22 protein-coding genes are annotated in these 22,316 nt (G+C 72.2%); 8 read left to right on the forward strand and 14 right to left on the reverse strand.

The genetic code is table 11. The annotated features are described in order from the left end of the window. From ACFPFQ_RS47395 to ACFPFQ_RS47405, 3 genes are read right to left on the reverse strand one after another with little or no spacing between them, the layout of a single operon-like run. On the reverse strand, window positions 1–1,455 hold the full coding sequence (locus ACFPFQ_RS47395; RefSeq protein ID WP_379629895.1) for a flavin-containing monooxygenase: 1,455 nt from the start codon (window positions 1,453–1,455) through the stop codon (window positions 1–3). A gap of 20 nt (window positions 1,456–1,475) precedes the next feature. Then, the gene (locus ACFPFQ_RS47400; protein ID WP_379629978.1) at window positions 1,476–1,700 is read right to left on the reverse strand and encodes a Uma2 family endonuclease; all 225 of its coding nucleotides are present in this window, start codon (window positions 1,698–1,700) and stop codon (window positions 1,476–1,478) included. Further along, the gene (locus ACFPFQ_RS47405; protein ID WP_379629896.1) at window positions 1,664–1,852 is read right to left on the reverse strand and encodes a hypothetical protein; all 189 of its coding nucleotides are present in this window, start codon (window positions 1,850–1,852) and stop codon (window positions 1,664–1,666) included. The genes ACFPFQ_RS47400 and ACFPFQ_RS47405 overlap by 37 nt, the downstream gene beginning before the upstream one ends. A 39-nt stretch (window positions 1,853–1,891) precedes the next feature. On the opposite strand from ACFPFQ_RS47405, the gene ACFPFQ_RS47410 reads away from it, so the two are divergent. The 4 genes from ACFPFQ_RS47410 to ACFPFQ_RS47425 all read left to right on the forward strand — a co-directional run bounded on the left by ACFPFQ_RS47410 (window position 1,892) and on the right by ACFPFQ_RS47425 (window position 5,926). After that, window positions 1,892–3,466 (forward strand): class I adenylate-forming enzyme family protein, encoded by a 1,575-nt coding sequence (locus tag ACFPFQ_RS47410; protein WP_379629897.1) that lies wholly within the window; start codon window positions 1,892–1,894, stop codon window positions 3,464–3,466. A 63-nt stretch (window positions 3,467–3,529) separates the two neighbouring features. Beyond that, a complete protein-coding gene (locus ACFPFQ_RS47415) occupies window positions 3,530–4,306 on the forward strand; it encodes a polysaccharide deacetylase family protein (RefSeq protein WP_379629898.1) in 777 nt (258 codons plus the stop codon). 13 nt (window positions 4,307–4,319) lie between these two features. Continuing rightward, window positions 4,320–5,468: a YncE family protein gene (locus ACFPFQ_RS47420; protein WP_379629899.1), complete on the forward strand. Its 1,149-nt coding sequence runs from the start codon at window positions 4,320–4,322 to the stop codon at window positions 5,466–5,468. Next, complete coding sequence (locus ACFPFQ_RS47425) at window positions 5,465–5,926, forward strand: DUF2127 domain-containing protein (RefSeq protein ID WP_379629900.1); 462 nt, start codon at window positions 5,465–5,467, stop codon at window positions 5,924–5,926. The genes ACFPFQ_RS47420 and ACFPFQ_RS47425 overlap by 4 nt, the downstream gene beginning before the upstream one ends. On the opposite strand, the gene ACFPFQ_RS47430 is transcribed toward ACFPFQ_RS47425, so the two are convergent. The 6 genes from ACFPFQ_RS47430 to ACFPFQ_RS47455 all read right to left on the reverse strand — a co-directional run bounded on the left by ACFPFQ_RS47430 (window position 5,910) and on the right by ACFPFQ_RS47455 (window position 13,065). Then, the gene (locus ACFPFQ_RS47430) at window positions 5,910–6,575 is read right to left on the reverse strand and encodes a hypothetical protein (RefSeq protein ID WP_379629901.1); all 666 of its coding nucleotides are present in this window, start codon (window positions 6,573–6,575) and stop codon (window positions 5,910–5,912) included. The genes ACFPFQ_RS47425 and ACFPFQ_RS47430 overlap by 17 nt on opposite strands. Before the next feature lie 142 nt (window positions 6,576–6,717). Continuing rightward, on the reverse strand, window positions 6,718–7,842 hold the full coding sequence (locus tag ACFPFQ_RS47435; protein ID WP_379629979.1) for an NAD(P)-binding domain-containing protein: 1,125 nt from the start codon (window positions 7,840–7,842) through the stop codon (window positions 6,718–6,720). Between the two features lie 41 nt (window positions 7,843–7,883). Beyond that, window positions 7,884–8,882, reverse strand: coding sequence for a pyridoxal-phosphate dependent enzyme (locus tag ACFPFQ_RS47440; RefSeq protein WP_379629902.1), 999 nt, complete (start codon window positions 8,880–8,882; stop codon window positions 7,884–7,886). A gap of 87 nt (window positions 8,883–8,969) precedes the next feature. Beyond that, window positions 8,970–10,679, reverse strand: a complete 1,710-nt coding sequence (locus ACFPFQ_RS47445) for a glycerol-3-phosphate dehydrogenase/oxidase (RefSeq protein WP_379629903.1) — start codon at window positions 10,677–10,679, stop codon at window positions 8,970–8,972. A gap of 39 nt (window positions 10,680–10,718) precedes the next feature. Then, complete coding sequence (gene glpK, locus ACFPFQ_RS47450; protein ID WP_379629904.1) at window positions 10,719–12,239, reverse strand: glycerol kinase GlpK; 1,521 nt, start codon at window positions 12,237–12,239, stop codon at window positions 10,719–10,721. Window positions 12,240–12,252: 13 nt separating this feature from the next. Beyond that, window positions 12,253–13,065 carry an MIP/aquaporin family protein gene (locus tag ACFPFQ_RS47455; RefSeq protein ID WP_379629905.1) on the reverse strand — a complete coding sequence of 271 codons (813 nt, stop codon included), beginning with the start codon at window positions 13,063–13,065 and terminating at the stop codon, window positions 12,253–12,255. Window positions 13,066–13,206: 141 nt separating this feature from the next. Here ACFPFQ_RS47455 and ACFPFQ_RS47460 point away from each other — a divergent pair, with 141 nt between their 5' ends. Together ACFPFQ_RS47460 and glpK (ACFPFQ_RS47465) are read left to right on the forward strand one after the other, a co-directional pair. Beyond that, window positions 13,207–13,962, forward strand: coding sequence for an IclR family transcriptional regulator (locus ACFPFQ_RS47460; RefSeq protein ID WP_379629906.1), 756 nt, complete (start codon window positions 13,207–13,209; stop codon window positions 13,960–13,962). Between the two features lie 16 nt (window positions 13,963–13,978). Further along, window positions 13,979–15,487, forward strand: a complete 1,509-nt coding sequence (gene glpK / locus ACFPFQ_RS47465) for a glycerol kinase GlpK (protein ID WP_379629907.1) — start codon at window positions 13,979–13,981, stop codon at window positions 15,485–15,487. A 233-nt stretch (window positions 15,488–15,720) separates the two neighbouring features. On the opposite strand, the gene ACFPFQ_RS47470 is transcribed toward glpK (ACFPFQ_RS47465), so the two are convergent. From ACFPFQ_RS47470 to ACFPFQ_RS47485, 4 genes are read right to left on the reverse strand one after another with little or no spacing between them, the layout of a single operon-like run. After that, window positions 15,721–16,557 carry an alpha/beta fold hydrolase gene (locus tag ACFPFQ_RS47470; RefSeq protein WP_379629908.1) on the reverse strand — a complete coding sequence of 279 codons (837 nt, stop codon included), beginning with the start codon at window positions 16,555–16,557 and terminating at the stop codon, window positions 15,721–15,723. A 57-nt stretch (window positions 16,558–16,614) separates the two neighbouring features. Further along, the gene (locus tag ACFPFQ_RS47475) at window positions 16,615–17,325 is read right to left on the reverse strand and encodes a TMEM175 family protein (RefSeq protein WP_379629909.1); all 711 of its coding nucleotides are present in this window, start codon (window positions 17,323–17,325) and stop codon (window positions 16,615–16,617) included. A 58-nt stretch (window positions 17,326–17,383) separates the two neighbouring features. Then, on the reverse strand, window positions 17,384–18,055 hold the full coding sequence (locus ACFPFQ_RS47480) for an HAD hydrolase-like protein (protein ID WP_379629910.1): 672 nt from the start codon (window positions 18,053–18,055) through the stop codon (window positions 17,384–17,386). Window positions 18,056–18,078: 23 nt separating this feature from the next. Further along, the gene (locus tag ACFPFQ_RS47485) at window positions 18,079–18,690 is read right to left on the reverse strand and encodes a hypothetical protein (protein WP_379629911.1); all 612 of its coding nucleotides are present in this window, start codon (window positions 18,688–18,690) and stop codon (window positions 18,079–18,081) included. Between the two features lie 556 nt (window positions 18,691–19,246). Between ACFPFQ_RS47485 and ACFPFQ_RS47490 the strand changes: the two genes are divergently transcribed. Next, the gene (locus ACFPFQ_RS47490; protein WP_379629912.1) at window positions 19,247–20,359 is read left to right on the forward strand and encodes an App1 family protein; all 1,113 of its coding nucleotides are present in this window, start codon (window positions 19,247–19,249) and stop codon (window positions 20,357–20,359) included. A gap of 90 nt (window positions 20,360–20,449) precedes the next feature. Here ACFPFQ_RS47490 and ACFPFQ_RS47495 read toward each other — a convergent pair whose 3' ends face one another. Then, window positions 20,450–21,304 (reverse strand): sucrase ferredoxin, encoded by an 855-nt coding sequence (locus ACFPFQ_RS47495; RefSeq protein WP_379629913.1) that lies wholly within the window; start codon window positions 21,302–21,304, stop codon window positions 20,450–20,452. 39 nt (window positions 21,305–21,343) lie between these two features. Between ACFPFQ_RS47495 and ACFPFQ_RS47500 the strand changes: the two genes are divergently transcribed. Then, window positions 21,344–22,201 (forward strand): SCO6745 family protein, encoded by an 858-nt coding sequence (locus ACFPFQ_RS47500; protein ID WP_379629914.1) that lies wholly within the window; start codon window positions 21,344–21,346, stop codon window positions 22,199–22,201. The last annotated feature ends 115 nt before the right edge of the window (window positions 22,202–22,316 follow it).

Genomic DNA, 22,316 nt, shown 5'->3' on the forward strand with positions numbered 1-22,316 from the left:
TTACAGGAACTGGAACTCCGCCGGATCCAGGGTTCGCGTGGCCTTCTCGTACTCGCCCATGTACCCGGGCCAGTTCGTGACCACGCGGCCCGTGCCGTCGCGGTACCAGGAGTCGCACTGGGTCCACGCCGTGCCGGCGAAGCGGGACTGGAGCTTCCGATCGCTCGCCGCCTCCGTCTCCGGCCGGACGTCGATCGCCGCTGCGCGGCGCACCCGCACCTGCTGCAGCGCCTGGCGCAGGTAGCGGGCCTGTGCCTCCAGGTAGACGATGATCGAGCCGCCAGAGGTGTTGGTGTTGGGCCCGTACATCACGAACATCGACGGGAAGCCCGACACGGTGATGCCCAGGTGCGCGCGCGGGCCGTCGGACCACGCCTCGTCGAGGGTGCGCCCGCCGGCACCGGCGATCTTCATCGGGAACATGAACCCGGTGGTGGCGAACCCGGTGGCCCAGATCAGGCAGTCGACGTCGTGGGTGCCCCCGTTGGCCGTCTCGACGCCGGTGGGGGTGATGCGGGTGATCGCATCGGTCACGAGCTCGACGTTGGGTCGCTGCAGCGCCGGCAGGAACGACGAGCTGAACAGCACCCGCTTGCAGCCGAAGGTGAAGTCCGGCCAGGCCTTCGCGCGCACGTCCGGATCGGTGAGCTGCGAGCGCATGAACCGCGCCGACATGGAGTGCCCGAGCCTGCCCAGCGTGCGCGGGTTGCGGATCATGCGGGTGAGCAGGTTGCCGTAGTGGTAGATGTAGCGGCGGCGGTAGGCCTGCAGCCCCGGAACATGCTTGACGGCCGCCCGGACCACGGCGGGATAGGGCCGGTTCTTGCGCGGCATGAACCAGTTTCCGGTGCGCTGGAACACGGTCAGCCGCGTGACGAGCGGGGCGATCTCGGGCACGAACTGCACCGCGCTCGCCCCCGAGCCGATCACGGCGACCCGCTTGCCGCGCAGGTCGTAGCCGTGGTCCCAGCGGGCGGAGTGGAACGTGTGGCCCGCGAAGCTGTCGGCGCCCACGATCGGAGGGATCGACGGCCGGTTGAGCTGGCCGGTGGCGATGACCACGGCGTCGGCGTCGAGCGCGGCGCCGTCCTCGGTGGTGAGCGTCCAGCGGCGGGTGCCGTCGTCCCAGGTGCAGGCGGTGACGCGGGTGTTCGGGACGACGCGGCGGTCGACGCCGTAGTCACGCGCGACCCCTTGCAGGTAGGAGAGGATCTCGGCCTGCGGGGAGCACAGCCGCGACCAGTCCCGCCGCTGCGCGAACGAGAACGAGTACAGGTGGCTCGGCACGTCGCAGGCCGCGCCCGGATACGTGTTGTGCAGCCACGTGCCGCCGAGAGCGGGGGCCGCGTCCAAGATCGTGATGTCGGTGAAGCCGTGCTTCTGCAGCTCGATGGCGGCGGCGATGCCGCCGAAGCCCGCTCCGACTATGACGATCTTCGGGTCAGCGCTGGTCACCCGAGCAACTTAACGCCTGATCAGGTCAGGGTGTCGAGATCCAGCTGGATGGGAAAGGGCGCGTCGGTGGCGAAGGTGCCACTCACGGGCTCGTCGGCGACATAGCCGAACTCGCCGGCCACGTGATGAGCTGTCAGTGCCCGGCGTTCGTCGATGTCGATGACCCAGTAGTTCGGGATACCGGCGTCGGCGTACTCATCACGCTTGATCAGGTGGTCGGTCCGTTTCGAACCGGGCGACGCGATCTCGACGGCAAGAAGGACGTCGCCGGCGCGGAGAAGGCGGCCATCACGATCGTCCCCTCGTGCAGTTCGTAGCGCCCCTCCGCCGTTTCCCCGAGCGCCGCGAACTCCGCAACCGTCAGGAGTCGCGGTTGCTGAAGGGGCAATGCGGTCATGCGAGGAATGTGACAGGTGCGGCCGACCGTCCGCGGGAGTTGTCCACAGGCCTCCCGCTCCGGCTGCCGATGGGCAAGAGTGTGATGGTGCCCACCGACGCGCCGCCGCTCCCCGACCACCTCACCGCCCACGCCGCCGCCACGCCCGACAAGATCGCGATCCACGATCCCGACGGGCCGTCGCTCACGTTCGCCGAGCTGGAAGCCGCCGCCAACCGGCTGGCCAACGGCCTGCTGGGGCTGGGTCTGCGGGCCGGCGACCGGGTCGTCTGGTGTGGCCCCAACAGCGTCGAGGTCATCACGCTGCTGCACGCCACGCGCAAGATCGGGCTGGTCGCGGTGCCGCTGGCGTACCGGTTCACCGCGGCCGAGATGAGCTTCGTGATCGGCGACAGCGGGGCCGTGCTCGTGCTCGTCGACGCCGAGCAGGCCGGGCGGATCGAGGAGGTCCGGGCGGAGCTGACGGGTGTGCGCGAGGTCGTCGTCTTCCGCGGCAATGCCTTCGACGGCGCCCGGGCCTGGGACGACGTGCTCGCCTCCGGAGCGTCCACCCCACCGCCCAGCCCCGCGGAGCAGGGCACGTCGATGATCTACACGTCCGGCACCACCGGCAAGCCCAAGGGCGCGGTGCGCGGCCCGGCCGACCCGGAGATGACGCTCAACCTCGTCACGAAACTGCGCCTGCAGCCGGGCAATGAGGTGCACCTGACCACCGGCCCGCTCTACCACTCCGGGCCGCTGGCCTGGGCCGCGCTCACGCACGTCCTGGGCAGCACCGTGGTGCTGATGCGCTCCTTCGACGCCGCCCGCTGGCTGGAGCTGGTGCGCTCCTACCGCGTCACCAACACGTTCACCGCGCCCACGCCGCTCAAGCGGATCGTCGCGCAGCCGATCGACGTGCTCGCCGCCGCCGATCTCTCCTCGATGCGGTCGCTGGTGGCCAATGCGGCGCCGGTGCCCTACGCGCTCAAGCAGGAGGTCTTCGAGAAGCTCGGTGACTGGTTCCTCTTCGAGGTCTACGGCTCCACCGAGCTGGGCGTCGACGCCGTGCTCGAACCGGAGGACCAGCTGCGCAAGCCCGGTTCCTGCGGGCGGGCCGTGCCGGGCGTCGAGCTGCGGGTGCTCGGCCCGGACGGTGCCGTGCTGCGGCCGGGGGAGCCCGGCGCGCTGTACGTGCGCTCGTCGAGCACGTTCACCGGCTACCACGGCCGCACCGAGCCGGTGGGCGACGACGAGGGCTGGAAGTCGGTCGGCGACGTCGCGCACCTCGACGAGGAGGGCTTCCTCTACATCCGCGACCGCGGCGGCGACCTGGTGATCACCGGCGGCATGAACGTCTATCCCGCCGAGGTCGAGGCGGCGCTGCACGAGCACCCGGACGTGCTCGACGCGGCCGTGTTCGGCCTCCCGTCGCCGGAGTGGGGTGAGACCGTGCACGCCGTCGTGGTGGCGAGGACGGGACGGGAGCTCGACATCGCGGCGATCGAGGAGCATCTGGCGCAGCGGCTGGCGAGCTACAAGCGCCCCCGCAGCTGGGAGGTGCGCGACGAGCTGCCACGCACCGAAGCGGGCAAGCTGCTCAAGCGGGTACTGCGCGCCGCACACGGGCTCTGATCGGTCATTTGCCCCGGACGGGGTGATCGAACCGCCTGGTCAGGGCCGCCGTAGTCTCCGATCGTGACGTCACGCGGTGGGGGCCGGCTGACGCGGCGCGGGCTGCTGGCGGCCGGCGCCGTCCTGCCGCTGGCTGCGGCATGTGCGCCGTCCCCGGTTGCGTCCCCGACACCCGCGGCGGCGCCACCGGTACCCACCGCGGCGTCGACCACGCCGCCCGCCCCCACCCGTACCCCCGGCAGCCCCGCCGACGAGCTGGTGCGGGCCACCTCCGGGCGGCCGGAGGTGGCGCTGACCTTCCACGGCGCCGGGGACCCTGAGCTCGCCCGCAAGGTGCTCACCGGGTTCGCCGACCGCGGCGCCGCGGTCACGGTGCTCGCGATCGGCACCTGGCTGCAGCAGTACCCGGACGTCGCGAAGACGGTCACCGGCAACGGGCACGAGATCGGCAACCACACCTGGTCACACCCCGACCTCACCGCGCTGGGCACCGCAGGCGTCCGCGCGGAGATCGAGCGGTGTCGCGACCGCCTCGCCGCGCTGACGGGCGGCCCGGGCGCGTTCTTCCGGCCGTCGGCTGCGCAGCACGCCACCGCGGCTGTGCGCACGCTCGCGGGCGCCGCCGGTTACGCCACGGTCCTGTCCTACGACATCGACTCCGAGGACTACACCGATCCCGGTGCCGCCGCGATCCGCCGCAACGTCCGGGCCGCCACGGCCGGCAGCGTCGTCAGCATGCACCTGGGTCATCCCGGCACGCTCGAGGCGCTCCCCGGGCTGCTCGACGACCTCGCCGCGCGTGGCCTGACCCCGGTCACGGCCGGCCGACTGTTCCGCTGAAAGGGAGCCCGTGGTGTTCTCCGCTCGACCCGTCGCGCTGCTCGGTGCGCTGATGGGCGCGGTGCTGGTGCTGGCGGCCTGCTCGAGCCCCGAGCCGCGACCCGACCCGGCGCCCACCCCGCCTGCGGGCACCGCGGCCACCACCGTGACGCCGGAGTCGCACAACATCTACGCCGCCGCCGGTGCCGGGATGCTGTCGGACGCGGCGAAGGCGGCGCTCCCACTGGTCTACGTGCCGCACACCAAGTCGGGCGACGTGTGGGTGATCGACCCCGCGACGTTCGCCGTGGTGGCCAAGTACCCGCTCGGTGGCGAGCTGCAGCACATGGTCCCGTCCTACGACATGACCACGCTGTACGCCACCGACGACACCGGCAACAAGATCACCCCGTTCGATCCGAAGACCGGCAGGCCGGGTCCGAACATCCCGGTGACCGACCCGTACAACATGTACTTCACGAGCGACGGCAGGTCCGCGATCTCGGTGGCCGAACGCCGTCGGGAGCTGGTGTTCTACGACCCCCACACCTGGAAGGTGCAAGACACCCTCCCCACACCCGACTGTCCCGGGATCGACCACGCCGACTTCACCCCCGACGGCAGCACGGGCCTGTTCACCTGCGAGTTCGGCGGTCGCATCGCCGTGATCGACCTCGTCGGGCACAAGGTCCTGCGCATGATCGACATGCCGACCCGCAACACCACGATGGGCCCGCAGGACATCAAGCTCTCGCCGGACGGCTCCACCTTCTTCGTCGCCGACAGCCAACAGGGCGGGCTGTGGGTCATCGACCGCGCCGCGACCCAGGTGGTGCGCCAGATCCCCACCGGGAAGGGCGCGCACGGCATCTATCTCTCCCGCGACGCCACGAAGATGTACGTCACCAACCGCATCGAGGGCAGCGTCAGCGTGCTCGACGCCAACACCGGCGCCGCCATCGCGAAGTGGCCGATCCCGGGTGGCAGCCCGGACATGGGCAACGTCAGCGCCGACGGCAGCCAGCTGTGGCTCTCGGGCCGGTACAACCGTTCCGTCTACGTGCTCTCGACCGTGGACGGCAAGCTGCTCAAGACCATCCCGGTCGGCGACGGGCCGCACGGGCTCACCGTCTGGCCGCAGCCGGGCCGGTACTCCCTCGGACACACGGGGATCACGCGATGACCGACCGGCTGTTCAAGATCGCGCTGATCATCAAGGGCCTCGACGGCGGCATGGAACTGCTCGGGGCGATCCTGCTGCTGTTCATCTCGCCCAAGGCCGTCGACGAGCTCACGGCCGGGGTACTGAGCCGTGACCTGCTCGGGCCGCCCGACGGCTCGCTCGCGCAGCACTTCGCGTCGGCCACCGCGGAGTTCGCCACCGGCAGCCGGACGTTCGCGGTGATCTACCTGGGGCTGCACGGCCTGGTGAAGCTGGCGCTGGTGTGGGCGCTGCTGCGCAAGATCATGCCGGCGTACCCGGTGGCCGTGGTCGTGCTCGGTGTCTTCGTGGTCTACGAGGTGATCCGGACGGTGCACACCGGCTCGGTGCTGCTGCCGTTCCTCGCGGCGCTCGACGTCGCGGTCATCGTGATGGTGATCCGGGAGTACCGGGAGCTGCGCGCTACCTCAGGACGTTGACGGCGCGGGCGATCACCAGGGCCACGGTCACGAGCGACACCGTCGACTCGAACAGCATCGTCGCCTTCGCCCAGCGCGACAGCGGCATCGTGTCGGTGGGGCTGAACGCCGTCGAGTTGGTGAACGACAGGTAGAGGTAGTCGAGGAAGGCCGGTTCCCAGTCGGGGCGCGCCATGTCGGGTGACTGCATCTGGACGAAGAGGAAGTCCGGGTACTCGGCGACCCCGGCAGCCCGGTCGGCCGGGCCACCGCGGTCGAACTCCCAGAACACGAGCGTGAACGCGATGATGTTGGTGAGCCAGATCGCGCCGCCCGTCCTGAGCAGCGCGACCGCGTCGTCGCCGAACCGGCCGCCGACCAGCTCGACGATGAGGTTGACCACCGACCATGCGGTGGCCAGGCACACGAGGCCACCGAGCCCGATGCTGAGGAAACGCAGCCGCGTCGACTCGCTGCTCATCCGGCGCGGGTTGGCGATCAGCAGCACGATCAGCAGCACGACCTCGAGGGCCGGCAGCACCCACCACGGCCCCGGCGTCATCGAGTCGGGAAGCGTGACCTGCAGCGCCACGGCCACCGAGATCGCCAGCGCGGCCGGCCACCGGTGCTCCCCCTCGGTGGCACGGCGCCATGCCGGCGTGATCGTCACGAGCCGAGGGTAGGGGCTGCCACCCACGACGCCGATTTCGCCTTCTCGACACGCTGATTCGGCGATCCCGACACGCTGATTTCGCGATCTCGGCACGCTGAATGTGCCGATCCGACACAGGCGTCGTGGCCGAACGGCCACGTCACCGTGTCGGCATGGCCACATCACCGTGTCGGAATGGCGAAATCAGCGGGGTGGATGGCGAAATCGGCGCTGGCGCGTCGGTGCCCAGCAGCTTCACGACCTGGTGGGCGGCGGCGCGGCCGGCGCGGTTGGCGCCGATCGTGCTCGCGCTGGGGCCGTAGCCGACGAGGTGGATGCGGGGGTCGGAGCGCACGCGGGTGCCGTCCATCGCGATCCCGCCGCCGGTGCCGCGCAGGTGCAGTGGCCCGAGATGACCCAGCGCGGCCCGCCAGCCGGTGGCCCAGAGGATCACGTCGGCGGCGACGGACGTGCCGTCGGCCCAGGCGACCCCGTCCGGGGTGATGTGGTCGAACATCGGCCGCCGGCTCAGCACCCCCGATGCCAGGCCCGCGCGGACCGCGGGCGTCAGGCCGAGGCCGGTCACGCCGACCACGCTCTGCGGCGGCAGCCCGGCCCGCACCCGCTCCTCGACGCGGGCGACGGCGGCGCGGCCGACCTCCTCGTCGAAGGGTCCCTCGTGGAACTCCGGCGGGCGGCGCGTCACCCACGTCGTGGCCGCGGCGACCGGCGCGATCTCCAGGAGCAGCTGCACGGCCGAGGTGCCGCCGCCGACCACGACCACCCGCCGCCCGGCGAACGCGGCAGGCCCCCGGTACTCGACGGTGTGTAGCTGGCGGCCGCGGAACGTCTCCGCGCCCGGGTACACGGGCCGGAACGGGCGGGTCCAGGTGCCGGTCGCGTTGATCAGGGCGCGGGTGGTCCAGTCGCCGGCATCGGTCTCGATCACCAGCTCCGGCTCGGCGTCCGTGACGCTCCTGACATGCACCGGGCGGCGAACCTGCAGGTCGAAGAGCTCCTCATACGCGGTGAAGTACTCCGGCACCACCTCGGCGGCGGGTCGGGTGGGGTCGGCGGGGGCGAACGGCAGCCCGGGCAGGTCGCTGATGCGATGGGCGTCGTCGACCCGCAGCGTCGGCCAGCGGTGGCGCCACGCCCCGCCGGGGCCGTCCTCGCCGTCGAGCACGACGAACCCGGCGCCCGGTTCGAGCCCGGCCCGCCGCAGCCCGTACGCGGCCGACAACCCGGCCTGCCCGGCCCCGACCACCACCACGTCCGCCCGCATGCCCGCTACAACGCCGTCGCGGCCGTCGTCGAGTCCGCGGATCAGGTGGGGATGGTCACCCGCGGCGCCAGCGGGGTGGCGGCGAAGCGCTCCGTCCACCCGGCCAGATCGGCTCCGGTCATGTTGCCGCCGCAGATCAGGAGCCCGAGACGCGCGTCGGGACCGACCCGTTCGAGCACCTCGTTGGCGGCCGCGACCACGCAGCCCTCGGCGGGCTCGGCCCAGAGCTTGCCCTCCTCGGCGAGGGTGAGGCTGCCGCGCACGGCGTCGGCGTCGGACACGACGACGACGTCCTCGACGAGCGCGGTGAAGTGGTCGTAGGTCAGCTGCGAGACGTACGGCGCGCTGAGCGTGGACACGATCGACGTCGGCGCGATCGGGGTCGGGCCGCCCGCGGCCAGCGCGCGCGCCATCGCGTCGGCTCCGACCGTCTCCACACCCCACAGCCGCACGCCGGGCAGCAGCGCCCGGAACGCGGCGGCGACGCCCGCGATCAACCCGCCGCCGCCGACGCTCACCAGCACGTCGGTGACGTCGGGGGCGTCGGTGGCGAACTCCAGCCCCACGGTGCCGGCGCCGGCCACCACCGTGGCGTCGTCGAAGGGGTGCACGAGCGTCAGGCCGCCGGCGTGCAGCTGCTCGGTGAGCGCGAAGGCCCCGGTCATGTCCGGGGTGACCTCGACGGTGGCTCCGGCCGCCCGCGCGATGTCGATCGAGCGCTGCGGCGCCGCCGCCGGCATGACGATCGTGGCGGCGATGCCCAGCGCGCCCGCGGCGTCGGCCAGCCCGATGCCGTGGTTGCCGCCGCTGACCGCGACGACCCCGGCCGCCCGCTCGGCGTCGCTGAGCCCGAGCAGCTTGTTGAAGGCGCCGCGCGGCTTGAACGAGCCCGAGCGCTGCAGCAGCTCCAGCTTGAGCGTGACCGGCACGCCCAGGTGCGCAGAGAGCCCGGGGCTCGGCAGCGTCGGTGTGCGCAGCACGTGCGCGGCGATCCGGGAGGCGGCAGCGCGAATGTCGTCGAGAGAGACCAGTTGACCCACAGGTCCACGCTACCGAACCGTCGAGAACGACGTTGTGATGATCAAAAGGGCTGTTCGATCATCACAACGTCGTTCTCGACGGAATCGTTAGACCAGAGGTACAACCTCCGGCGCACCCATGCGCGCCGAGTCCGCCGTCTCGTCGTCGGGCATCTTCTGGCTCTCTCGCTCGGCCTCGACGCGCTTGCGGTAGTGCTCCACCTCGCGCGCGAGCTGCGCCTCGCTCCAGCCGAGCACCGGCGCGACCAGCGCGGCAACCTCCTCGCACGCCCCGAGCCCGCGGTCGAACGTCTCGATCGAGATGCGGGTGCGGCGGGCGAGCAGGTCGTCGAGGTGGCGGGCACCCTCGTGCGACGCCGCGTAGACGACCTCGGCCCGCAGGTAGTCCGGCGCGCCGGTGAGCGGCTCACCCAGCGTCGGATCCTCGGCGACGAGCGCGAGCAGCTCGTCGATCAGCGACCCGTAGCGGCCCAGCAGGTGCTCGATGCGGGCGACGTGCAGCCCGTACTGCGCCGCGAGCTGGTAGCGGGCGTTCTTCATGGCGGAGAACCCCTCGGCACCCAGCAGCGGCACGTTCTCCGTGACCGACGCCGGCACCTTCGCATCCAGCCCGTGCACCGCCGCGTCGACGGCGTCCTTCGCCATGACGCGGTAGGTCGTGTACTTGCCGCCCGCGACCACCACGAGTCCCGGCACCGTGTGCGCCACGGCGTGCTCGCGCGAGAGCTTCGACGTGGACTCCGACTCGCCCGAGAGCAGCGGCCGCAGCCCCGCGTAGACGCCCTCGACGTCGGCGTGGGTCAGGGGCTGCTCGAGCACCTCGTTGACGTGGTCGAGCAGGTAGTCGATGTCGGCGGCGCTGGCTGCCGGGTGGGCGAGCCCCAGCTGCCAGTCGGTGTCGGTGGTGCCGATGATCCAGTGCCGCCCCCACGGGATGACGAACAGCACCGACTTCTCGGTGCGCAGGATCAGCCCCGAGTCGCCGCGGATCCGGTCGCGCGGCACGACCAGGTGGATGCCCTTGCTCGCGCGGACGTGGAACTGGCCGCGCTCGCCGGCCAGCGCCTGCGTCTCGTCGGTCCAGACGCCGGTGGCGTTGACGACCTGCTTGGCACGCACCTTGAACGTGCGCCCGGACTCGAGGTCCTGCACCTCGGCGCCGGTGACCCGCTCGCCCTCGCGCAGCAGCCCCGTGACCCGGGCCCGCGACGCGATGTGCGCGCCGTAGGACGCCGCGGTGCGGGCCAGGAACATGGTGTGACGGGCATCGTCGACCTGCGCGTCGTAGTACTGCAGGGCTCCCACCAGCGCGTCCTTGCGCAACGACGGCATGATCCGGCGCGCGCCGCGGCGGGTGAGGTGCTTGTGCAGCGGGACCCCCCGCGCGCGTCCCGACAGCATGCTGAGCCCGTCGTAGAGCGCCACGCCTGCGCCCGCGTAGAAGCGCTCCCAGACATGGTGCTTGAGCGGGTAGAGGAACGGCACCGGCCGCACGAGGTGCGGTGCCAGCTTGTCGATCAGCAGCCCGCGTTCCTTGAGGGCCTCGGCGACGAGCCGGAAGTCGAGCATCTCCAGGTAGCGCAGACCGCCGTGGATCAGCTTGCTGGAGCGGCTCGACGTGCCCGACGCGAAGTCGCGTGCCTCGACGAGCCCGACGGTCAGGCCGCGGGTGGCGGCGTCGAGGGCGGAACCGCCGCCCACGACACCACCCCCGACGACCAGCACGTCGAGTTCGGTCGACTCCATGGCTTCCAGCGCGGCCTCGCGGGCGGCCGGGGAGAGCGCGACCGATCTCATGTTCTTTCCCTTCGTAGTCAGGTGGACGGGCTCAGGAGCTCAGTCGACATCCACCCAGTCCAACGTCCTGGTGACGGCCTTCTTCCACCGCTCGTACCCGGTCGAGCGCTGCTCGTCACTCCACTGGGGCGACCAGCGCTTGGACTCGTTCCAGTTGGTGCGCAGCTCGTCGGTGTCCTTCCAGAACCCGACGGCCAGCCCGGCCGCGTAGGCCGCGCCCAGCGCCGTGGTCTCCGCCACGACGGGACGGCTGACGGGCACGCCGAGCACGTCGGCCTGGATCTGCATGCACAGCTCGTTGGCGGTGACGCCGCCGTCGACCTTGAGCACCTCCAGCACGACGCCGGAGTCCTTCTCCATCGCCTCGGCCACGTCGCGGCTCTGGTAGCAGATCGCCTCGAGTGTGGCCCGGGCCAGGTGGGCGTTGGTGTTGAAGCGCGAGAGCCCGACGATCGCGCCACGGGCGTCGGAGCGCCAGTACGGCGCGAACAGCCCGGAGAAGGCCGGCACGAAGTAGACGCCGCCGTTGTCCTCCACCTGCCGCGCCAGCGACTCGCTCTCCGAGGCGCCGGAGATGATGCCGAGCTGGTCGCGCAGCCACTGCACCGCCGAGCCGGTGACGGCGATCGAGCCCTCCAGCGCGTAGACCGGCGCGTCGTCGCCGAACTGGTAGCAGACGGTGGTGAGCAGCCCGGCCTTGGACCGCACCAGCTCCGTGCCGGTGTTGAGCAGCATGAAGTTGCCGGTGCCGTAGGTGTTCTTGGCCTCGCCGGGGGCGAAGCACACCTGGCCGACGGTGGCGGCCTGCTGGTCGCCGAGGTCGCCGTTGATCGTGATCTCGCCGCCGAGCGGCCCGCCGGCGAGCGTGCGCCCGTAGCCGTCGCCGGGGGAGGAGCTGGGCTTGATCTCCGGGAGCATCGAGCGCGGGATGTCGAAGAAGCCGAGCAGCTCGTCGTCCCAGTCGAGGGTCTCGAGGTTCATCAGCATCGTGCGGCTGGCGTTGGTCGGGTCGGTGACGTGGACGCCACCGTTGGCCCCACCGGTGAGGTTCCACAGCAGCCAGGTGTCGGTGTTGCCGAAGATCGCGTCGCCGCGCTCGGCCGCGGCACGGGCGCCGTCGACGTTCTCCAGGATCCACTGGATCTTGCCGCCGGAGAAGTACGTGGCGGGCGGGAGGCCGGCCTTCTGCCGGATGACGTCGCCCTTGCCCTCGCGCTCGAGCGCGGAGGCGATGCGGTCGGTACGGGTGTCCTGCCAGACGATCGCGTTGTAGAGCGGCCGCCCGGTCTTGCGGTCCCACACGACGGCGGTCTCGCGCTGGTTGGTGATGCCCAGCGCCACGAGGTCGCTGTGGGACAGGCCGGTCTTGTTCAGCCCGGTCTGGATGACCGACGAGGTGCGCTCCCAGATCTCGACGGGGTTGTGCTCCACCCAGCCGGCCTGCGGCAGGATCTGCTCGTGCTCGAGCTGGTGGCGGCCCACCTCGTTGCCCGAGTGGTCGAAGATCATGAATCGGGTGCTGGTGGTGCCCTGGTCGACGGCACCGACGAACTCGGCCATGGAGTTCTCCTTCTCAGGCGTTCGGGCTGGGCTCGGACACGGTGACGTCCTCGCCCTCGGCGGGCAGGAAGCCTTCGATCGCGTACTTGAAGAGTGCTCCACCGATCAGGCCGCCGATGATCGGGGCGACGATGGGGAGCCAGAAGTACAGGTTGCCGTGCTGGTCGAACATCGCGTTGGCGTAGCCGGTGATCCACTCGGCGAGCCGTGGCCCGAAGTCGCGGGCCGGGTTGATCGCGTAGCCGGCGTTGGCGCCCCACGCCATGCCGATCCCGACGACGAGCAGCCCGACGACCACCGGTCCGAGGTTGGCCAGCGGGCCGTTGTTGGCCGCGGTGGTGAGCGCGAAGATCACGAACACCAGGATCGCGGTGCCGACGATCTGGTCGAAGAAGGCCGTCGTGATGCTCACGCCGTCGATCCCGTTGCCCGGCAGCGTCGAGAAGATGCCCTGGCTCTTGATGGTGTGTCCGGGGTCGAACTTGAAGATCAGATCGGAGTAGACGAACCGGACGATCAGCGCCGCGACGAACGCGCCCAGCGTCTGGGCGAGCGCGTAGGGCAGCACCTTCTGCCACGAGAAGCCCTTGAACGCGGCCAGCGCGATCGTCACGGCCGGGTTGAGGTGGGCACCCGAGAGCCGGGCGGCGACGTAGACGCCGAGCGTCACGCCGATGCCCCAGGCCCACGCGATCGAGTCGTGGTCGCCCGCACTGCTGTCGGCCGAGGTCACGACCTGTGCGACAACGCCCGTTCCGAACAAGATGAGGATCATGGTGCCGAGGAACTCGGCACTCAACTCCCCGATCAACGAGTTCTTCGGCATCGAAGTCCTCTCCTAGGCCCCGCCCCCGTAGCGGGTGACCCGACGCTAGGAAGCCTCCCCACGACGGGCAAGACCGGGCGTTCGGCATTGTCGAACCGCCATCCGGGCGAAGATCACACCCCGGCCTCGTAGGGTCGGGGAGTGCCGGGTCCCATTCAGTCGATCGAGCGAGCCGCGGCCGTGCTGCGCCTGCTCGGCAGCACCGATCGGCCGCTGGGGCTCAACGAGCTCGCCGCCGCGCTGGACCTGCCCCGCCCCACCGCGCACGGGATCGTCCGGACGCTGCGCGACGTCGGCTTCGTCGATCAGGACGCCGACACCTCCCGTTACGTGCTCGGGGCCGGGCTGCACGAGCTGGGCCGCGGCGGCATCGACCGCCACGACCTGCGCGCCGCCGCGATGAACTGGGCCGACTCGCTCGCCGGCAGCACCGGTTTCGCCGTCCACCTGGGTGTGGTGGCCCACCACGCGGTGCGGCTGGTGCACCACGTGTTCCGGCCGGACGGGAGTCGACAGCACATCCGCACGGGGGAGGAGGAACCGTTGCACGCCACGGCGCTGGGCAAGTGCCTGCTCGCCTTCGCGCCCGTGGCCACGCCCCGGGCGCGCGATCTGGACCTGCACCCCTGGACCGGCCGCACGTGCGTCACGGTCGCCGCGCTCGAGGCGCACCTGGCCACCGCTCGGCACCGTGGCTGGGCGGGTGACAGCGGCGAGTTCGAGTCGGGGGTCGGTGGCGCCGCGGCGCCACTGCGGACCAGCGGGGGGATCGTGGTGGGAGCGCTCGGGCTCGTCGGGCCGGTGGAGGAGCTGTTCGGGCTGGGCGGGGACCTGCGGCCGCGGCTGGCCGAGCACCTGCTGGGTGCCGCACGTGAAGTCTCGACGGCGCTCGCATGACTGGTGGGATGCGGGCATGAGCGAGCGCGTGGTCGCGGCCATCGACCAGGGCACCACCTCGACGAGGTGCCTGCTGTTCAACCGATCCGGTCGGATGCTGGCCGTCGCGCAGCGCGAGCATCGCGCCTACTTCCCGCAGCCCGGACGCGTCGAGCACGACGCCCCGGAGATCTGGCGCAACGTCGGCCGGGTGGTGCCTGCGGCGTTGAAGAGCGCGGGGCTCGCGCCGTCGGACCTCGTCGGGCTGGGCATCGCCAACCAGCGCGAGACCACGGTGATCTGGCACCGCGACACCGGCGTGCCGCTGGCGCGCGCGATCACCTGGCAGGACACGCGCACCGACGGCATCGTCGCGCGCCTGGCCGACGACGGGCACGCCGCCACGATCGCCGCTGTCAGCGGGCTGCCGCTCGCCACCTACTTCGCCGGGCCGCGGCTGCGCTGGCTGCTCGACCACGTTCCCGGTGCGCGGGCCGGCGCGGAGGCGGGCGACGTCCTGTTCGGGACGATGGAGACGTGGCTGATCTGGTGGCTCACCGGCGGCCCCGCCGGTGGGCGCCACGTCACCGACGTCACCAACGCCAGCCGCACGATGCTGATGGACATCCGGTCGCTGGAGTGGTCCGACGAGCTGCTGCGCATCCTCGAGGTCCCGGCCCGGATGCTGCCGGAGATCGTCTCCAACGCCGAGGTGTACGGCACCTGCACGACCGTGCTGCCCGGCGTGCCGGTGTCGGGCGCGCTCGGCGACCAGCAGGCCGCGCTCGTCGGGCAGGCGTGCTTCGCGCCCGGCGAGGCCAAGTGCACCTACGGCACCGGTGCGTTCCTGCTGATGAACACCGGCGACACCCCGGCGACGTCGGATCACGGGCTGATCCCGACCGTCGGCTACCTGATGGGCGACAAGCCGGTGTACGCGCTGGAGGGTGCGGTCGCGATGACCGGTTCGCTGGTGCAGTGGTTCCGCGACTCGCTCGGGATGATCGCGACGGCCGCCCAGATCGAGACGCTCGCGGCCACCGTCCCCGACAACGGCGGCTGCTACATCGTGCCCGCGTTCTCCGGGCTGTACTCGCCGCGCTGGCACCCCGACGCGCGCGGCGTGATGGTCGGGCTCACCTCGTTCATCAACCGCGGCCACCTCGCCCGCGCGGTGCTCGAGGCCACCGGCTGGCAGACGCGCGAGGTGGTGGACGCGATGAACGCCGACTCCGGCGTCCCGGTGACGCGGCTCAAGGTCGACGGGGGGATGACGGCCAACCACATGCTCATGCAGTTCGTGGCCGACGTCCTCGACGTGCCCGTGGAGCGCCCGCTCGGGTCGGAGGCGGTGTCACTGGGGGCCGCGTACGCCGCGGGCCTGGCCGTCGGGCACTGGTCGGACGTGGAGGTGCTGCGGTCCAACTGGCACCGGGCGGCGGCCTGGGAGCCGGCGATGGACGCCGCGCTTCGCCGCCGCGAGCGGGAGAACTGGGGGCGGGCGGTGAACCGCAGCTACGGCTGGGTGCAGTCGCCGCAGGAGTGAGGGCCCTTCTGCGATGCGCGTGCCGGGGTTGCAGGAAAGCCACTTTCCTGCAACGACGTTGCGGCAAAGTGGCTTTCCTGCCATCGCCGCGCGAAGACGGCCTGCCAGCGGGACCATCCGGAACCGCACCCGACGCGTCGCGCTGGCCGCGTTGCAGGAAGGCCCTTCCCGCAAGAACCTTGCGGGAAGGCCACCTTCCTGCAACGCGAGAGCCTGCCGCGCCGGGCGAGTGGTCAACGCCCCTCGAGGTACCCGCGCAGCGTGGCTGCCACCGTCTCCGGCGCCATCATGTTCGCGAAGTGCGACTGCCCCTCCCACACCACGACCTCGGCCTGCGGCAGCACCGCCTGCAGCGCCTCGGTGCTGCCGGCCAGCGAGTTGCCGAACGTCGTGCTGCCCGCCATCAGCAGCACCGGCAGCGTGATCGGCGCGAAGTCGTTCATGTCGGTGGTGAGGCCCGAGACGGACTCGAAGTCGTGCAGCACCGGACGCGCCATCGCCGCGATGTCCTCGGGCTCGGGATCGCTCTCGGGGTCATCGGTCGCCATCAGCGCCATGTCCGCGGGCGTCACGCGCACGACCTCGGTGAGGAACACCATGATCGCGGCGAACGGGTCGCCAGCGGCGAGCAGCTCACGGAAGCGGGGCAGCGCCGCGGCCACGTGCGGCCCGCCCGCCAGCACGGGGGCCTCGTAGAGCAGCAGCGACCGGATCCCGGAGGGGTCGGCCAGCGCGGCGTGCAGCGCGAGCAGCCCGCCGTAGGAGTGGCCCAGCACGTGCGCCGAGCCGCCGACGTGCGCGATCAACGCCCGCACGTCGGCCACCTCACGGGCGAACGAGCTGACGCCGCCGGCCTCCTCGCTCGGCGGGTAGCCGCGCCGGTCCACGAGCAGCACCGTGTAGGTGTCGGCCAGCCGCTCGGCCACCCCCCGCCACGACTCGCCGGGGTTCATCGCGCCGGGTAGCACGATGATCGGCGGGCCGTCGCCGAACCTTTGGAAGGCGACGTGGTTGCCCTCTGTGGAGACGACGGTGTCGGGGTTGGTGCGGGTGACGCTCGACGTGGTCATGAGGCCAGTCTGCGACGGCGCGCTGACCGCGCGCTGATCTGCGCCTGACGCGGCCGGTCAGCCCACGCTGCGTCGGGCGATGCTGCCGGCGATCCGCCCCGTGACGAAGAAGAGGACCCACAGGAGTGCCGCCCACGCTGCGGACTGGTGCAGCAGGAGGTAGACGGCGTAGGTCAGCGGGATCGTGACCAGGTAGATCGCCGTGCTCAGCAGCGGCTCGACGACGATCCGGCGTCGGGTGACGGCGTCGATGTCGGCGAACTCGGGCTTGAGCACGTGCGCGTAGAGGCGCGAGCTCAGCAGCGACGTCGCCGCGAGCAGCGCGGACGTCAGCGCCACCGCCTCCGGGAACTGGCCCCAGCTGATCACCAGGCTCATCGCGATCGGCAGCGCCGCGACCCCGAGCAGTGCGCTCAGCGTGCGCTCGATCGCGCCGTTGTCGACGGTGTGCACGTACGACATGACGCGGTGGTGACCCACCCAGTACTGCGACGTGACGTAGAACCCGAGTGCGAAGAGCCCGAAGCCGCCGAGCAGCTCGGGCAACGCCTCCTGGAACCCGGAACGGTCGGTGGTGCCGAGGCCCTCCGGGATGCGGATCTCCAGCGCCAGCAGCGTCATCGCGATGGCGAAGACGCCGTCGGCGAGCGCGTTGAACCGGTGCGGGCTGTGGACGCGGCGCGTGGTCCGGCCCTGCGTGACGTCCTTGCCGTCGGCGGTGGCCTTCTCGACCGCAGAACCCCCGGCCGCGGTCTGATCGCCGTCCACGTGCACCCCTCCCCATCGGTTGCCGCGGCTCATCCTGCCCCAAGGCAGGGCGAGTCGATCACCCGACGTGGTCGGCGGTGGACCACACGCCGTCGGCCTCCAGCGCCGCCGCCAGCTCGTCGACGTCGGGCACCACGATCCGGGCACCGGACAGCTCGCCGGGCTCCGCGTAGCCCCAGCCGACGCCGACCGTCGGGACGCCGTGCTCGGCGGCCCCGTCGACGTCGTGGTGGCGGTCGCCGACCATCACCACCGGGTCGCGGGTCGGGTCGAGCCCGAGCCGTTCCAGCACGGAGCCGACCACAGCGGCCTTGCCGCGCCTGCCGGCGGCGATGTCGGTGCCGCCGACGAGGACGAAGTGCTCGTGGATCCCGGTGCCGGTGGTGATCGACCTGGCCAGGTACTCGGGCTTGGACGTGGCCACGGCGAGCCGGATGCCGCTGCGGGTGAGCCGCTGCAGCAGTGTCGCGGTGCCGGGGAACAGGGGCGTCTCCGTGGCGGCCACCGGGTCGTAGGACTCCCGGTAGGCCATGATCGCCGCCTCGGTCTGCAGGAGCGTGAGGCCGAGCTCGGGCAGTGCCGTCTCGAACGGCGGGCCGACGAGCGCGCGGAGCTGCTCCGGTGTGGGGACGATGGTCCCGACGGTGGCCAGCGCCTTGGCGAGGTGCTCGGTGATCAGGGCAGCGGAGTCGACGAGGGTGCCGTCGAGGTCGAGCAGGGCGGTACGCACATCTGCAGAGCCTACGACCGCCGTCAGCCGACCGGTGTCGCACCGAGCTGATCGACCACCCCGCTGCGGACCGAGGTGTAGCCGAGGACGGTGCCGGCCGGCTTGCTCCGGTCGCCGCGCAACGCCACCTCGCGCTCGCCGATGAAGGCGCCGGTCGCCGGGTCGACGATGATCTCCTGCCGGCTTGATCGGACGTCGATGCCCAGCGCGACACCGCTGCGACCGTCGAGGTTGACCGCACCCGCGGTGACCGTCACCCCGCCGACGTGGGCCAGCGCGAGGTAGAGCGCCGAGCGCAGGTCGGCCGGGACGAGCCCGGTGCGCAGCAGGTCGGTGGCGTAGACGAGCAGCTCGGCGTTGCCGCGGATGTTGTCGGGGACGTCTCGCTCCAACCGCGCGAGCAGCTGCGCCGGATCGCGGGGCAGCCCGGCGAGGAAGGCCGGTGTCGGCACCTGCCACGACCCCGGCCCGGTGCACTGATCGGTCTCCGGTCCGTAGAAGGAGCCGCACCTGGCGGTGATGCGTTCCGGTGGCCGGACGGCGTCGGCGGGCAGTCCCGCGGCGCGGGCCTCGGACTCGCTGCCCTGCAGCCACTTGCGCTGCCCGGTATCGCTCCGGACGAGCAGCCAGTCCATGCCGCGTCCGTCGGGATCCACACCTCGGAGGTGCTCTCGACGAGCTCGCTGAAGGTCTCGTCGGTGCCCAGCACCGAGGTGTGGAGGTGCCAGGCCCGGGTGGCGACGTACCGGTACTGGGCGGGCCCCACCGGCGGGTCGACGGAACCGATGGCCGCCTGGGCGGCGCGCTCCAGCACCACCGTGGCCTCCGCGGTGGCCGGCCCGGTGCCGGGCCGTCCCACGAGCATCCCGGTGATCACCAGCGCCAGCACCGTCGCCGCCGCGACCAGCCGAGCGCGCCGGCGTGGGCGGTTCCCGGCGATCGACACCCCCGGAGCGACCGGAGCGACCGTGCCCAGCAGCCTCGCCCTGGCCTGGCCAGTACCGCGTCGACGGGTGGGGCCGCGTCGTCGTCGTGCACCGTCGCCAGGGTCGTGCGCGGCGTGCGGCTCGCTCGTCCTCGTCACTGTCGTCTCACCACACTGTCGTCACACCACCTGTTGCCCGCAGCCCACCGTCGCGTTCACGGCGAGCCGGGGTGACGGCCGAGGGTCGGGTGCGGTAGGCCTTCGCGATGGGCGACACACGGATGCGCACGGCGGCGGTCCGGGCCGCGATCCTCACCGAGGACCTCGTGCAGTCGGTCGTGCTGATCGCGCTGCGGATCCGGGGCAGGCACCATCCGATGATCGTCCCGTTCATCGGGCACGGCACCACGAACCGTGTCCGCGTCGGCGCGCGGGTCGTGAGGGGTCGGCCGGGCGTCGCGGCGCCGGCGGTGGGGGTGCCCGCGGCCGAGCTGCCCAGCCGCCGGTCCCGGCAGGCGGTGCTGCGGTCGAGCCTTGCGCGCTTCCTGACGGTGGAGATCGCGGGGGCCGGGGTGACCGTCTCGGTGCCCGGCGGGCCGCGGCTGGTCCACAGCGATCCCGACGGCTACGTCGACGCCGTGCTGGACGTGCCCGCGATGGAGCCCGGATGGCACGAGGTCGGGCTGGCACTGCGCGACGGCGTGGCCGTGACGGCGCAGGTGCACGTGGTGGACCCGGAGTCGCGGATCGGGCTGGTCAGCGACGTCGACGACACGATCGTCGAGACCGGGCTCAGCCGCGGACTGGAGTTCCTGCGGGCCACGCTGCTCACCGAGGTCCGCGACCGCACCCCGCTGCCCGGCGCCGCGGCGCTCTACCGGGCATTCGTGGCCGCACCGGGGCCGGCGCGGCCGGTCTTCTACCTGTCGACGAGTCCGTGGAACCTGCACGAGATGCTGCTGGAGTTCATCGCCCTGCGCCGGTTCCCGCTCGGGCCCCTGCTGCTGACCGACTGGGGCCCGCCGCGCAGCGGCCCGTTCCGGATCGGGGCGCAGGAGCACAAGACGGGGGTGGTGCGGCGGCTGCTCGACGAGCACCCCGGGCTGCGGCTGGTGCTGGTGGGCGACAGCGGCCAGGCCGACCCGCAGATCTACGCGCAGCTCGCCCGCGAGCACCCGCACCGGATCATCGCGGTCTACATCCGCCGCGTCCGGCCCTCCTCGGCGCGGCGGATGGCCGAGCTGGACGCGCTGGCCGCCGAGGTCACGGCTGTCGGGGTACCGATGCTGGCGGTGGACGACAGCGTGCAGATCGCGGAGCACGCCGCGACGATCGGGCTGCTCGACCCGGCGGCGCTGGCGGAGGTGCGGGCGGGGTAGCCGTCATGGCAGGAAAGCCACTTTCCCGCAACGACGTTGCGGGAAAGTGGCTTTCCTGCCATGACCGCGCAATGCCGGGAACGGGGCCGGCTACCCCAGCACCAGCTCCACCAGTTCGAACCGGCGCTGTCTCCCGGGTTGCGTGGCCGCACAGGTGAGCGGCCGGCCCGCCGGCTCGCTGTGCTCCTGCAGCACCACCGTGCAGTCGGGGTCGGTCAGGCGCACGCGCCAGTACCGGCCGGTGCCCGTGACGTCGACGGGTGCGAGCGCGTCGACGCCGAGCGCGCCGGTCTTCGCACGGGCGTGGTGCTGCGCGGCCTGCACGGCGGGCTCCAGCGCGGTGCGTCCCCGCAGCCAGCGCGGATCCACCGTGCCGCCGCGATAGCCCGCGGTCACGGCGGCCGCCTCCGGTGCCGGTACGCCGCCGAGGACGAACGCGTGCGGCATCAGCACGGTGGCCGGGGCGAACCGGCACCCGCCGACGTGGCTGCACTCCCAGGTGCGCGCCGGCTCCGCGGCGGCCACCGCGGCGGCCAGCGGGCGGCCCCGGACCGCGCAGCACGTGTCGTGCTTGCCGTGGGCGCAGACGAGGAAGAGCGGCTCGCTCTCCGGCGCGCCGGGCGCGGTCGGGGAGAGGTCGCGCTCGCGGTCGATGCTGCCGCCGACCAGCGACTCCTGACCGGGCCGGGCGTCGATCCGGAACCAGCGGCGCGCGGGCCCGGCGTCGCGGCGACCGTGGCGCCGGATCAGCAGCACCCGCCCGCCGACGTCGGACGCCCAGGTCTGCAGCGCATGGACGAGTGCGGGGTGGATCCGGGAGTCGACGAGCCCGCCGGGACCCCACGGCCCGCGGTGCTCGAGCAGGAACCAGCGCAACGCCCGCGGCGCCGTGCCTTCCCGGGCGTCGCCCGCGGCATCGGCCGCGAGGGAGCAACGCATCGACATCGCCGCAGATTACCTCCGCTGCCCGGGTAGCGTCCGATCGTGGATCCTCGAGACTCCGGGCGCATCGCCCGCCGCATGGACGCGCTGCACGGCATCACCTACTTCGTCCCCGAGACCGAAGAGCACCTCGTCGGTGTCGGGCTCGTGCCCGGCCGCATGACCTACTTCGCCGGTCGTTCCGCGGCGATGGGCGCCGTCGGCGCCGGTGTCGTCACCGCCACGTTCTACAACTTCAACCCCGCGCTGGTCGCCACCCACATCCCCGCCGCCTGGACGCTGGCGAGCCCCGCCACCGTCGTCACGGCTCGGTACGCGTCGGTGGACGCCGCGCTGCGGCGGTTGCTCGGTGCCGAGGCGCTCGCGGCGCCCGAGGTGGTCGAGGCCGCCGGGCTGGCGCGCATCGCCGCGGAGGCGTGCACCCCGCAGGGTCGGCCGCTCGCCGCCGCGCACCTGGATCTCGACTGGCCCACCGATCCGCACATGGTGCTCTGGCACGCGGTCACGATCCTGCGGGAACACCGCGGCGACGCGCACGTCACGCTGCTGCTGGGAGCCGAGCTCGACGGCCTGGAGGCGCTGATCAGCCATGCCGCCGTCGGCCGCGGGTTCCTCGTCGAGTTCGCGCAGCAGAGCCGCGGCTGGCGGCCGGAGGTGTGGGCCACGGGCGTCGCTCGGCTGCAGGAGCGCGGCATCCTCGACGCCGACGGCGCGATCACCGAGGACGGCCGGGCCCTGCGCGCGCGGATCGAGCACGACACCGATCGGCTCGGCAACGGCCCGTGGACCGCGCTGGGTGCCGAGCGGGCCGCCCGGCTCGCGGAGATCCTCCAGGGGATCGCGGCGGCGTTGTTCGCGGCCGGGGCGTACCCGGAGGGGCTGTTCGCGAAGGCACGCTGACTCCGGCCGGTTGGCTCCCGATCGGTGGGTTCCGGCACCGCATCGTTCCGCCCGGCGCACCGACGCGTGATCATGACCTCGCAGCTCAGGGGAACTTCCCGCTATTGCCAAGAGT

This window comes from Pseudonocardia sp. GCM10023141 (genome assembly GCF_042653605.1).

Excerpts from the sequence above, each read along its gene's own strand:
- ACFPFQ_RS47405 (WP_379629896.1), bottom strand. The coding sequence starts at position 1,852 with ATGACCGCATTGCCCCTTCAGCAACCGCGACTCCTGACGGTTGCGGAG.
- ACFPFQ_RS47425 (WP_379629900.1), top strand. The coding sequence starts at position 5,465 with ATGACCGACCGGCTGTTCAAGATCGCGCTGATCATCAAGGGCCTCGAC.
- ACFPFQ_RS47435 (WP_379629979.1), bottom strand. The coding sequence starts at position 7,842 with ATGCGGGCGGACGTGGTGGTGGTCGGGGCCGGGCAGGCCGGGTTGTCG.
- ACFPFQ_RS47445 (WP_379629903.1), bottom strand. The coding sequence starts at position 10,679 with ATGAGATCGGTCGCGCTCTCCCCGGCCGCCCGCGAGGCCGCGCTGGAA.
- glpK (WP_379629904.1), bottom strand. The coding sequence starts at position 12,239 with ATGGCCGAGTTCGTCGGTGCCGTCGACCAGGGCACCACCAGCACCCGA.
- ACFPFQ_RS47455 (WP_379629905.1), bottom strand. The coding sequence starts at position 13,065 with ATGCCGAAGAACTCGTTGATCGGGGAGTTGAGTGCCGAGTTCCTCGGC.
- glpK (WP_379629907.1), top strand. The coding sequence starts at position 13,979 with ATGAGCGAGCGCGTGGTCGCGGCCATCGACCAGGGCACCACCTCGACG.
- ACFPFQ_RS47470 (WP_379629908.1), bottom strand. The coding sequence starts at position 16,557 with ATGACCACGTCGAGCGTCACCCGCACCAACCCCGACACCGTCGTCTCC.
- ACFPFQ_RS47485 (WP_379629911.1), bottom strand. The coding sequence starts at position 18,690 with ATGGACTGGCTGCTCGTCCGGAGCGATACCGGGCAGCGCAAGTGGCTG.
- ACFPFQ_RS47490 (WP_379629912.1), top strand. The coding sequence starts at position 19,247 with ATGGGCGACACACGGATGCGCACGGCGGCGGTCCGGGCCGCGATCCTC.
- ACFPFQ_RS47495 (WP_379629913.1), bottom strand. The coding sequence starts at position 21,304 with ATGTCGATGCGTTGCTCCCTCGCGGCCGATGCCGCGGGCGACGCCCGG.